The organism is Salinisphaera sp. C84B14 (assembly GCF_040361435.1).
GTDB lineage: Bacteria > Pseudomonadota > Gammaproteobacteria > Nevskiales > Salinisphaeraceae > Salinisphaera.
Window position 1 is genome coordinate 114,623 of record NZ_APNL01000002.1, and the last position, 12,313, is coordinate 126,935.

General features: G+C 60.9%; 10 protein-coding genes. 9 read left to right on the forward strand and 1 reads right to left on the reverse strand.

Features of this window, described 5'->3' with window-relative positions; all coding sequences use genetic code 11:
- Window positions 1-463: 463 nt before the first annotated feature.
- The 7 genes from C84B14_RS02010 to C84B14_RS02040 all read left to right on the forward strand — a co-directional run bounded on the left by C84B14_RS02010 (window position 464) and on the right by C84B14_RS02040 (window position 8,169).
- A complete protein-coding gene (locus C84B14_RS02010; RefSeq protein ID WP_353221635.1) occupies window positions 464-1,915 on the forward strand; it encodes a class I SAM-dependent DNA methyltransferase in 1,452 nt (483 codons plus the stop codon).
- Window positions 1,912-3,063, forward strand: coding sequence for a restriction endonuclease subunit S (locus tag C84B14_RS02015; RefSeq protein WP_353221636.1), 1,152 nt, complete (start codon window positions 1,912-1,914; stop codon window positions 3,061-3,063). Before C84B14_RS02010 ends, C84B14_RS02015 begins: the two co-directional genes overlap by 4 nt.
- Before the next feature lie 4 nt (window positions 3,064-3,067).
- Entirely contained in the window at window positions 3,068-5,410 is a 2,343-nt protein-coding gene (hsdR, locus tag C84B14_RS02020; protein ID WP_353221637.1) for an EcoAI/FtnUII family type I restriction enzme subunit R, read from the forward strand.
- Window positions 5,411-5,419: 9 nt separating this feature from the next.
- The gene (locus C84B14_RS02025) at window positions 5,420-6,208 is read left to right on the forward strand and encodes a DUF3800 domain-containing protein (RefSeq protein WP_353221638.1); all 789 of its coding nucleotides are present in this window, start codon (window positions 5,420-5,422) and stop codon (window positions 6,206-6,208) included.
- Between the two features lie 344 nt (window positions 6,209-6,552).
- Complete coding sequence (locus tag C84B14_RS02030) at window positions 6,553-6,792, forward strand: FitA-like ribbon-helix-helix domain-containing protein (RefSeq protein WP_353221639.1); 240 nt, start codon at window positions 6,553-6,555, stop codon at window positions 6,790-6,792.
- Complete coding sequence (locus C84B14_RS02035; RefSeq protein WP_353221640.1) at window positions 6,792-7,217, forward strand: type II toxin-antitoxin system VapC family toxin; 426 nt, start codon at window positions 6,792-6,794, stop codon at window positions 7,215-7,217. The genes C84B14_RS02030 and C84B14_RS02035 overlap by 1 nt, the downstream gene beginning before the upstream one ends.
- A 76-nt stretch (window positions 7,218-7,293) precedes the next feature.
- Window positions 7,294-8,169 (forward strand): MBL fold metallo-hydrolase, encoded by an 876-nt coding sequence (locus C84B14_RS02040; protein ID WP_353221641.1) that lies wholly within the window; start codon window positions 7,294-7,296, stop codon window positions 8,167-8,169.
- A gap of 25 nt (window positions 8,170-8,194) precedes the next feature.
- Here C84B14_RS02040 and C84B14_RS02045 read toward each other — a convergent pair whose 3' ends face one another.
- Complete coding sequence (locus tag C84B14_RS02045; RefSeq protein ID WP_353221642.1) at window positions 8,195-10,060, reverse strand: DUF3413 domain-containing protein; 1,866 nt, start codon at window positions 10,058-10,060, stop codon at window positions 8,195-8,197.
- 229 nt (window positions 10,061-10,289) lie between these two features.
- Here C84B14_RS02045 and C84B14_RS02050 point away from each other — a divergent pair, with 229 nt between their 5' ends.
- Window positions 10,290-10,976, forward strand: a complete 687-nt coding sequence (locus C84B14_RS02050) for a TIGR00153 family protein (RefSeq protein ID WP_348765588.1) — start codon at window positions 10,290-10,292, stop codon at window positions 10,974-10,976.
- Window positions 10,977-11,015: 39 nt separating this feature from the next.
- Window positions 11,016-12,281, forward strand: coding sequence for an inorganic phosphate transporter (locus C84B14_RS02055; RefSeq protein ID WP_353221643.1), 1,266 nt, complete (start codon window positions 11,016-11,018; stop codon window positions 12,279-12,281).
- Window positions 12,282-12,313 lie beyond the last annotated feature (32 nt).

A 12,313-nucleotide genomic window follows, 5' to 3' on the forward strand; every position in this document is an offset into this window, starting at 1 on the left:
GCCTACCCTAGCGCGACTGCGTATCAAAGCGCGCGACTCGCTCACCGCCGGGAAAATATCGGCCGTCGAGACTTTGGTTTTCACGCCGGATACGTCGAACGGTGATGCTTTTTTGTGTAGGCACGGCATCCAACGTAAACATCGACCCATCGCGACGACGGATCCGCACTGGTTCGCTCTGGGGGAGCGTAAGCAGCTTGACGAGGTTTTGCCGTGCTTCGGAATAAGTGAACACTCTCATCGCTTGATCTCCACAGCCCGCCTCGCGTCGATCGCATCACCTGACCCTGGCAGCCAGAGTATTAGCGATCTCGTGCAGCAATATTTCAGGCAACGATTTATTGGTATCCGTTGTAGCATTCATGATCGCCGCTGTTCTCGTCGACGAAAATTACCGTTCGACAATCGATAGCCAACGCCGTAAAGCGCCCGACGCCAGCCCAGCTCAAAAGATTCATACCGCATGTTCGAAAACGCGTTCAACAACATCGACAAGGCCCTGCGAAACGACGAGGGCATGGCTACGGAGCTGGACTATGCCGAGCAGACTTCGTGGCTGTTATTCCTGAAATATCTGGACGATCGCGAAGCCGAGCGCGCCGATAACGCCGAGCTGGAAGGCCGCGAATACCGGCCGATTCTGGACGGCGCCTACCGCTGGCAAGCCTGGGCCGCGCCGAAGGATGAAAACGGCGAGTTCGATCACAACACGGCGAAGACCGGCACCGATCTCATCGATTTCGTAAACCGCGAGCTGTTTCCTTATTTACAGACCTTTCGCCAGAGCGCACCCAGCGTGGACACGCTGGAATACAAGATCGGCGAGATATTTTCGGAGATCATCTGCAAGTTCCGCTCGGGCTATGCGCTGCGCGATGCCATCGAGATCGTCGATACGCTCACCTTCAACAGCCAGCAGGCCAAACACGAACTGTCGGACCTGTACGAAACCCGTATCCGCCGCATGGGCAACGCCGGGCGCAACGGCGGCGAGTACTACACCCCGCGCCCGCTCATTCGCGCCATGATCCGCGTGGTCGATCCAAAACTAGGCGAAACGATCTACGACGGTGCCTGTGGTTCGGCGGGCTTCTTGTGCGAAGCCTATGAATACCTCAAGAGCGATAGCCTCTCGACCAACGAATGGGACACGCTCCAGCGCCAGACCTTCTACGGGCAGGAAAAGAAATCGCTGGCCTATGTGATCGGCATCATGAACATGATCCTGCACGGCATCGAAACGCCGGCCATCACCCACGCCAACACGCTCAACCAGAAGGTCACGGAAATCCGCGAGGCGGATCGGCACGACATCGTGCTGGCCAATCCGCCCTTCGGCGGCGGCGAACGCAAGGAAGTGCAGCACAACTTCCCCATCAAGACGGGCGAGACGGCCTATCTGTTCCTGCAGCACTTCATCCGCAAGCTGCGCGCTGGCGGGCGGGGTGCCGTGGTCATCAAGAACACCTTCCTGTCGAATACCGACAACGCCAGCGTCGATCTGCGCAAGGAACTGCTCACCACCTGCAACCTGCACACCGTGCTCGACTGCCCCAGCGGCACCTTCCAGGGCGCGGGCGTAAAAACCGTCGTGCTCTTCTTCGACAAGGGCGCGCCGACGAAACACGTCTGGTACTACCAGCTCGATCCCGGCCGCAGCCTCGGCAAGACCAACCCGCTGAACGACGACGACCTGGCCGAGTTCGTCGAGCTGCAGCCTAACAAGGCCGACAGCGCCAAGGGCTGGACCGTCGCCATCGACGATATCGACCCGGCGACCTGGGATCTGTCGGTCAAGAATCCGAACGCGCCCGAAGAAGCGCCGCTGCGCAGGCCGGAAGAAATCATCGACGACATGCTGGCGCGGGATGCCGAGACGGCGCGGATTCTGGAAGAGATTCGGGGGATGCTGTGAGCGAGCTCGCAACCCAGGCTTCGGCCAGTGATTGGGAGAAGATCGAACTTCGCGAAGTTCTAACGCTGAACTACGGCAAAGCGCTTCCTAAAGCCAGGCGCAATCCATCTGGACAAATTCCAGTCTACGGAGCCAACGGAATAAAGGATTACGCCGATCAGGCGCTAAGCAACGGGCCGACGTTAATCATAGGGAGAAAAGGTTCTGCCGGACAAATAACGCGAGTAGACGGCGATTTTTGGCCGCTCGACGTCACCTACTTCACGTCGCACGACCAAAACCGGATCGACTTTGATTATCTCGCCTACGCGCTTTCGATGCTCGATTTACCGTCGCTCGCACGTGGGGTGAAACCCGGCATCAACCGAAACGACGTGTACGCACTCGAAATATTGATGCCATCTACGCTAGAAGAGCAGAAGCGAATCGTTGCGGTGCTCGATCAGGCCTTCGCCGCTCTCGACCGCGCTCGTGCTCGTGCCGAGAAGAGCCTGAATGATGGCAAACAGCTTTATCACACTGCACTGGATCGGCTTTTTTTGTCAGCGAATCAATGGGCCAACCCTGTGATAAAAGAATTCGCGGAGGTATTCGATGGCCCTCACGCCACTCCAAAGACAGTCGATAGCGGACCACTTTTCTTAGGCATATCTTCACTCGTAGATGGACGAATCGAGCTCGGCAAAACCCGCCATGTAACAGAATCCGATTTCCAGAAGTGGACAAAGAGGGTGACTCCTGAACCCGGAGACGTGGTGTTCGCCTATGAGACCCGACTCGGACAGATTGCTCTCATACCAGAAGGAATGAGATGTTGTCTGGGGAGGCGCATGGGCTTGGTCCGGCTTGATAAGAAAAAGGTTCTCCCTGAGTACTTTGTGATTGCTTACATATCGCCCGCTTACCAGGAATTTCTTAAGTCCAAGATCGTGGAAGGAGCTACGGTAGACCGAATCCACCTTCGCGACTTCCCTAAGTTTCCATTTCCGGTCCCTCCTATCGAAGAGCAGCAAGAGATCATCGAACGTGCGCACCGGATCCGTGCCCAAAGCGGCAAATTAAACGCGCTTATTGCCGACAAGCTCGAAATGACGAGCGAACTCCGACGATCGCTTTTACAAAAGGCTTTTGCCGGCAACCTAGTCTGACACCGTGCAAGAAACCGAAGCTGACACCCGCGCCAATCGTATCGACCCGGTCCTCCGGGACGCGGGCTGGGGTGTCGCCGACGGTAGCCGCGTTGCACGTGAGGAAATCGCCAAGGGCCGTATCACGACGGCCGGGCGGATCAATCCGCTGAAAGCGGATTACGTGCTGAGCCTGAACGGGCGCAAGTTGGCGGTGATCGAGGCCAAGCGGGCCGAGCTCGGTTATACGGAAGGGCTGGCCCAGGCCAAGGCCTACGCAAAGCGCCTCAAGACGCGCTTTGCCTATGCCACCAATGGGCGGCGCTGGTACGGCGTGGATATGCAAACGGGCGCGGAAGGCGATCTCGACCTGCCCTTCCCCTCGCCGCAGGCGCTATGGGACCTTTGTTTTCCAGAGCACAACGATTGGCGCGAGCGCTTCGGCCACGTGCCGTTCTATACCAGCGGCGGCAAGTGGCAGCCGCGTTATTACCAGCACAACGCGATTACCGCCGTGCTGGAGGCCATCGCCCAGGGCCGCACGCGCATGCTGCTGACGCTGGCCACCGGCACGGGCAAGACGGGCATTGCGTTTCAGATTGCCTGGACGCTGTTTCAGGCGAGCTGGAATCTCTCCGGCGAGCCCACGCGGCGGCCGCGGATTCTGTTTCTGGCTGATCGCAATATTCTGGCGAATCAGGCGATCAACGAGTTTTCCGGCTTTCCGCCGGACGCGTTGTGCCGCATCAGCCCGGACGAGATTCGCAAACAAGGCAGGCTGCCGAAGAACGCGAGCGTGTTCTTCACCATATTCCAGACCTTCATGACCGAAGGCAAAACGCACGGCGAGCGGGAGTTCACCTTCGAGGGCTATCCGCCGGATTTCTTCGATTTCATCATCATCGACGAATGCCACCGGGGCGGCGCGCGGGACGAAAGCACCTGGCGCGCGATCCTGGAACACTTCTCGCCCGCCGTGCAGCTCGGCCTGACGGCCACGCCCAAGCGCGATGCGAACGTGGATACCTACGCCTATTTCGGCGAGCCGCTATACAGCTATGCGCTCAAGGAAGGCATCAACGACGGCTACCTCACGCCGTTCAAGGTGCGCCAGATGGCGAGCACGCTCGATACCTATTCCTACTCGGGCGAAGACGAAGTGCTGGCCGGCGAGATCGACTACGACCGGCTCTATACCGAGGCCGACTTCAATACGAAGATCGTAATCGACGAACGCGAGAAGAGCCGCGTCGCCCAGTTCATGGCCGAGATCGATCAACGCCAGAAGACGCTGGTGTTCTGTGCCACCCAGGCCCATGCCGCACGGGTGCGCGACTACATCAACCAGATCAAGACCAACCCAGCCACGGACTACTGCGTGCGCGTGACCGCGGACGACGGCAAGGCCGGCGAAACGGCGCTGGGCTGGTTCCAGGACAACGAAAAGACACTGCCGACGATTCTCACCACGTCGCAGAAACTCTCCACCGGCGTGGACGCGCTGAACGTACGCAATATCGTGCTCATGCGGCCGATCCGCTCGATGATCGAGTTCAAGCAGATCATCGGCCGCGGCACGCGCGTATTCGACGGCAAGTATTTCTTTACCGTCTACGACTTCGTGAAGGCGCACGAACACTTCAAGGACCCGGAATGGGACGGCGAGCCCGAGCCGCCGGAACTGCCCGACCCGCAGCCGACACCGTACCCGGAACCGCCCGAACCCACGCCGCCCGGCGGCGCGGGCGAAGAGGGCGAGCCCTATGGCGGCGGCGAAGGCGAACCGCCGGAAAAGATCCTGGTGAAGCTGGCCGATGGCAAGGCAAGACGCATTCGCTATCTCGCCACCACCAGCTACTGGTCGCACGACGGCACGCCGATTACCGCCCAACAGTTCATGGAACAGCTTTTCGGCGATTTGTCGGGGCTGGTGGAATCCGAAGAACAGTTACGCGCGATCTGGCGCGATCCGGAACAACGCAGCGCCTTTATCGAACGCCTCGCGGAAATGGACTACGACGGCGAGCGCCTCGACGACATGCGCCGCCTGATCGACGCGCCGGATAGCGATATCTTCGATGTGCTGGCCTATATCCGCTTCACGCTCGCCCCACTGGCCCGGCGCGAACGTGCCGAGCGCGCCCGCGAAACCGGCCTGGCGGGCTACGAGCCGGAGATGCGCGAATTTCTCGACTACATCCTCAACGCCTATGAAACCCACGGGGTGAGCGAGCTGGCCGCCGACCGCATTCCGCATTTTCTGCGGATTCGCTACGGCGGCACGGGTGATGCGAAACGCCAGCTTGGTTCAATACCCGAGATTCGCGGTGCGTTCTTTGGTATTCAGGATCATCTGTACCGCGGCTAGGGCTCGATGATGGACTGGGGCAATTCACCGAAATTCGGCGATTACATCGTTTATGTCGACGAAAGCGGCGATCACAGCCTGACGGCGATCGATCCAAACTACCCTCTATTCGTGCTCGCGTTTTGCATTTTCCACAAGCGTTACTACAGCGAAGTCGTTGTTCCCGCGCTACAGAAGTTCAAGTTTCGGCATTTCGGCCACGACATCGTCGTTCTACACGAGCGCGATATTCGCAAGGAAAAAGGCGACTTCAATATCTTCCGCGGCGTAGCCGAGCGCCATTCCTTCATGGACGAGCTCACAACGCTGATCGATGAAAGCAACTTCATTCTTATTGCCTGCGTGATCGACAAAACCGCATTCAAGACGCGTGGCGACGTAGCCGTGGACAATCCCTATCACTACGCCTTGCGATACGGCTTGGAACAGCTAGCCAGGTTCATTGATGAGAAGGGCCAGTCAGATCGGGACACGCACGTCGTGGTCGAATGCCGCGGCAAAAAAGAAGATCGCGATCTGGAATTGGAATTCCGGCGTATCTGTGACGGTGCCAACGGCTTGAATCGCGAGCTGCCCTTCGTGGTCAAGTTCGCGAGCAAGCAGGTCAATTCCTCAGGCTTGCAACTATCGGATCTTGTTGCTCGGCCGATCGGCCTGCGCGTGCTGCGGCCCGAGCAACGAAACCGAGCATTCGACGTACTCACCCGCAAGTTCTACTGCGAAGGCGGCCGACAACACGTTGGCGAAGGATATGAAGGCGTGGGTCTGAAACGACTGCCGGACGAGCGGCCGAACTGAGTCGCGGCTCCAGAAAGCGAAAAGCCCCGGTGAACCCACCGAGGCATAGACGCCGACCGGGCACCCCCGATCCATTTGATAACGAATAATAGGTTCGCATTATCGGCCGCGCAATAGGCATAACTTATTGGCGGGGCCAACAACCGGCATATCAATAAGTTGAATCATCGCAAACTCGAACACTACGAATCGGATTGCGGCAACCGCACAATTATCGCGCACGCGATTAGCTAAACATCGCCGTTAATAAACGAAAAGCGGTTTTCGCTTATTAAGTCCCCACGCATTTAAACCTTCTTAAGCTATGCTAAATTGATTGCAGTGATATCAATGCAATCAATCCGATGGCTTCAATCACGATCCGCAACCTGGACGACGATCTGAAACAGGCGCTACGGCTGGCGGCGGCCGAGCACGGTCATTCGATGGAAGAAGAAGTCCGCGTGATCCTGCGTCGTTCGCTCGCTGGCGCGACGAAAGGCGGCCTCGGCAGCCGAGTGCGGGCACGATTCAGCGACGTGGGCGGGGCCGAACTCGATCTGCCCGCCCGCAACGAAACACCGCGCGCCGCAGACTTCGACTGATGATCGTTCTCGACACCAACGTGTTGTCGGAACTGATGCGCCCAGCACCTGAAGAAGGGGTTATCGATTGGCTCGATGCCGCCAGCCGTCGCGAAGACGTGGCGACCACGGCGATTACCGTCGCCGAAATTCTTTACGGCATCGAACGGCTACCCGACGACCGCCGCAAGCAGCAGTTCGCCGAGATCGCGGCTGCGATGTTCGAGGAAGATTTCGCCGATGCGATCCTGGCATTCGATGCCGAAGCTGCCGTGCTTTATGCCGAACGGGTCGCCGCTAGTGAGACGGCGGGCCAGCCCGGCGCGATGGCCGACGCCCAGATCGCGGCGATATGTGCGCAGCACGACGCGACGCTGGCAACCCGTAATACGGAGGACTTTCGTTCGCTGGGCGTTGCGTTGATCAACCCTTGGGAAGCGGCCTGATCGACGGCCGGCCATTCTTTAAAGCGTCACGATTATCACCAAGTCTGTTCGTATTGGCCGCCCATAGCGACACGACATGCCGCAAGAACAACCCCAAACCCAATCCACCAATATCCACCATCTGCGCGTGGGCGATTTCGTCGTCACCACGATTCAGGATGCCTATCTGCAGGGCGGGTTCGGGCTGATCTCGAATCTGGACGAGGCGACGGTGCAGGACTTGCACACGGCGAGCCGGCGGCCGACGCCGCCGAAGATCACGCTGAACTGTTATCTGGTGGATACGGGTGATGAGCGCATTCTCATCGATACCGGGCTGGGCGGTCTGGTGGGCGATGAAGGTGCGCGACTGGGCGCGGGGCTCGGCGAAATGGGGCTGACGTCTGCGGATATCGACCGCGTGATTCTCACGCACGCACATCCCGATCATCTGGGCGGGCTGATCGATAGCGACGACAACCCGGCCTTTGGCCAGGCCGAGATTTTTGTGCCGGCGGGCGAGCTGGATTTCTGGCGCGGCGCGGTGCCGGAGGATGCCGGCGAGATGCTGCGTAATCAGTTCGCCAATGCACAGCGCGTGTTCGATGCCTGCGCGTCGAACCTGCGCGCCATCGAAAGCGACGCCATCCGGCCCGGCATCACGCGTTATCCGCTACCTGGCCACACGCCGGATCACAGCGGTTATCGCATCGAATCCAACGGCGAGAGTCTGCTCATCGCGGCCGATATCGTGCACCTGCCGCAGATTCAGTTTCCGCGCCCGGATGCGCAGGTGATGTTCGATATCGACCCCGAACAGGCGGTGCGTTCGCGCCAGGCGCTGTTCGCCGAGGTGGCCACGACCGGCGCGCTGATCGCCGGCCACCATATCGACTTCCCCGGCATCGGCCATATGGTGGCCGATGGCGCGGGCTATCGCTTTCTGCCGCATGTTTGGTCGCCGTTCGTTTGAGACGGCGCGGCGACCGGCACGACGGCTAATCGGTATCCCGAAAGCGCGTCATCTGTTCCAGCGTGGCCTGAATAGCGGCCGGTGAAGGACTGTCTTCGCGCGGGCGGTAGTCGCGGTCCAGCGCTTCGGGGCGGCCGATAGCGGGGAAGTCGATGAAGCCGTTTTCGGTCATCGCGGCATGGCCGCGGTACTGGGCCATGATCATCGGCAGACGGTCAGCCGGCTGGAACAGGTCGTGGCCGACGCTGGTGGCGTCAAACGCATTGTTCACGCCCAGCGCGTGGTTGAGCAGCGTGGGCGCGACATCGAGGCTGCTGGTCATGTAGTCGGTCTGGGTGCCGGGCTCGGTGCGGCCGGGCCAGTGCACGATCATGGGCACCTGGGTCTGGTAGCGACTGTAGTCGCCGTTATGGCCCCAGTAGTTCAGGCCCAGGTCGTTGAACTCCTGGCCGTGATCGCCGGTGACGACGACGATGGTGTCGTCCATCAGGCCCTTGGCTTCAAGCGTGTCCAGCGTTTTGCCGACGAGGCCGTCCACGAAATGCACCGAGTTGCGATAGAGGTTGTGCAGGCCGGTGGCGTCGGTGTCTTCATCCAGGGATAGGTAGTTGACGCTGTCCCAGCTGGGCTGGAACGGACGCGGCGCATCGTCCGGCAGGTCGTAGGCGTGCGGCGAGTCGTAGAAAACCATGCCGAAGAAGGGTTTTTCGGCGTCGGGATCGCGTTGTTCGAGATAGTCGATGAAATCGCGGTTGGCATCGATATCCCGCGTGGGCGAATCGTTGCCTTCGGATTCCATGCGCAGCTCTTTCATGCCGGAGAAGATGGTGCGATGGAATTCGGGCGAGGACAGCGGCGCGCTGCGAAAGATGCCGAAGTCGTAGCCCAGGTCCAGCATGCGACTGACCAGCACGGGCCGGGTATTGGTTTGCAACATGCTGTGCCAGTAGGTGCCGGGAATGCCGTAGAACAGCGTGAACATGCCGATACGCGTGGCGTTGCCGCCGCTGTAGTGGTTCATGAAGCGCTGGTTATTGGCCGCGAAGCGCGCCATATGCGGCGACACCTGTTCATTCATGGCATCGAACCGCCAGGAATCGATGACGATGAACACGATATTCTTCGGCTGGGCCGGGGCGTCGGTTTGCAGCGGCACCCGTGGATAGTCGATGGAGCCGTCCAGAGCGGTATCGCCGCCCCAGCTGGCCTCGGCCACGTCGAAGCCGCGCTCTTCGAGGAAATCCTTCGCGGTGAGCGGCTCGTAGCCGGGCAGCAGACGGGTCTGGCGGGTGACGTTGCCGTCGCCCATGGCGTCGGCATAGGCATGAAACAGATTGGTGCCCAGCAGCAGCGCCACGCAGGCAGCCGCCATGCCGTAGCCGAAGCGGCGCTGGCGTGTGGCCGCGACCAGCCGCCAAACGGCCCAGCCCACGCCCCAGAGCGCGACGGCCACGCCCAGGCAAATGAGGGCCACCTGAATCTTCATCGCCAGCGAAAACTCGAAAGTCTCTTCCGAGGCGCCCGAGAAGAATAAAGACACCAGGGCGCCGTTGAGATGAAAACGGTATTGCTGAAATACCTGCGTATCCACCAGCAGCAGGCCGGTCAGCGCCACGCCGATTGCCCAGGCCAGCGGCACGATAACGTGCCGGTACGGTACCAGCAGGGCGAGCAGCATGACCGGCAACAGCCCGATGAGTGCCACCGACAGAAAATGGGCAAAGAACATCGCCACGCCAAAGCTGCGGGCCGCGCCGCCGGTGGCCAGATCCCCGACGTCGAGGTAGCGCAGGGCCACCAGCGAAAGCACGAGGGTGTAGGCAATCACAAGCCAGCCGAGCCAGCGCAATAGCGCGCCGCGACCGACGCCGGACGGTACGGGGTTGAGCATTGGGTTAGAAATTCGTCTGATAGGTACGCTGAAGCATATCGGACACATTTCAGCGCAAACGTTCCCTGCCACGACGTTATAAACCAGCGACATAGGCCGAAAGCGCGTGCCAAGGCACGTTCGTCGCGGGGTGGGCACCCACCGCTATGATGCGGCAGGTCACCAGCGCCGGTCATACGACTGACATACTGTGCGCCGAGCATGAACCGCCGACTCACCCGGAGCCTTCATGGATCCTACCAAGAACAGCCCCTTTCCAAGCCTGTTCGGCAAGTCGCCCTTCGGCGCCCTGACCGACCATATGCGCCAGGTGGAACAAGGCGCGTCGCTGCTGCTGGAATTCATCGCGCACAGCCAGGCCGGCGACTGGGACGCAGCCGAGGCGCTGCATCAGCAGATCAACGATTGCGAGCATGCGGCCGACGATCTCAAGGATCGTATCCGGCTCAACCTGCCCAGCACGCTGTTCTTGCCGATCTCGCGTGCCGACCTGCTGGTACTGGTCGAGGCTCAGGACAAGATCGTTAACAAGATCAAAGACATATCCGGGCTGATGACGGGCCGGCGTATGCAGTTCCCGGACGCGCTGCAGGCGCCGATTCGTGCCTATCTGGAAACCACGCATGCCAGCGTGGCGCAGGCACGCAAGGTGCTCGAGGAGCTCGGCGAGCTGCTGGACTCCGGCTTCGGGCGCAGCGTGGGCGAACTCATCGCCGACATGGTCGCCGAGCTCGGGCGGCTGGAAAACACCTCGGACCAGCAGCAGGTGGCCATACGTCGCCAGCTTCTGCCGCTGGAAAGCGAACTGCCGCCGCTGGAGATGATGTTCATCTACCGTGTGATCGATGCGATCGGCTCGGTGGCGGATCGCGCCGAGCGCGCCGGCTCGCGCCTGCAGATTCTCGCCACCCGCTAAACACTTTCGGGCCCGCGCCCTCGTTACAAGGATCGCCCGATGTCGATCATCGCCCAGCACGCCGAGTTGTTCCTCATTCTGGCGTGCGTTTTCGGTTTCTTCATGGCGTGGGGCATCGGTGCGAACGATGTGGCCAATGCCATGGGCACGTCGGTCGGATCCGGGGCGATCACCATCACCCAGGCGGTGATCATCGCCGGCATTTTCGAGTTTCTCGGCGCCTGGCTGGCCGGCGGCGAAGTCACCCAGACCATCAGCGGCGGACTGATCCGGCCGGAAGTATTTGCCGATACGCCGCAACTACTGGTCTACGGCATGCTCGCGGCGCTGCTCGGCGCCGGCTGTTTCCTGTTGCTGACCTCGACCCTGGGCATGCCGGTATCCACCGGCCAGTCGATCGTGGGCGGCATTCTCGGCTTCGCCCTGGTCTCGGTGGGCACGGAGCCGATCAACTGGGCCGAGATCGGCAAGATCGTGGCCAGCTGGATCGCCTCGCCAATCATTGCCGGCACGCTCGCCTTTCTGCTGTTCGAGTCGATACGCCGGCTGGTGCTCAACCACGACAATCCGGCCGAGGGCGCCCGCCGCTATATTCCGTTCTACGTGTTTCTGGCCGGGTTCGTGATCTGTCTGGTCACGCTGGTGAAGGGCTTGAGCCATGTGGGCCTGGAACTGTCGACGCCGATGAGCATTCTCGGCGCGGTCATACTGGGCATTGTCGCGGCAGTGATCAGCCGGCTGTTGCTCAACCGGGTACAGCTTCTCGATACCCATCAGCGCTCCGATCGTTATCGCAACGTGGAGCGCGTGTTCGGCTTCGCCCAGGTATTTACCGCGGCCACCATGGCGTTCGCGCACGGCTCCAACGACGTGGCCAACGCCGTCGGCCCGGTCGCGGCCATCATCAACGTGCTGAACAACCCGGGCCAGATCGGCGGCGAATCGGAGCTGGCCGCCTGGGTTCTGGTGCTCGGCGGCGTGGGTATCGTGTTCGGGCTGGCCACCTACGGCCATCGGGTGATTCGCACCATCGGCGCCAAGATCACCTCGCTCACCCCCACCCGCGGCTTTTCGGCGGAGCTGGCCGCGGCCACCACCGTGGTGCTGGCGACCTGGTTCGGTATTCCGGTGTCCACCACCCAGACGCTGGTGGGCGGCGTGCTCGGCGTGGGCCTGGCCCGCGGCATTCGCGCGCTGGACCTGAGCGTGCTCGGCCGCGTGTTTCTTGGCTGGTTGCTCACCCTGCCCGGCGCGGCGCTGTTCACCGCGGTGTTCTACTTCATCCTGCGTGCCGTGTTCGGCTAAACGGCCGTCCCAGCTTCGGGCACTAAACGGGC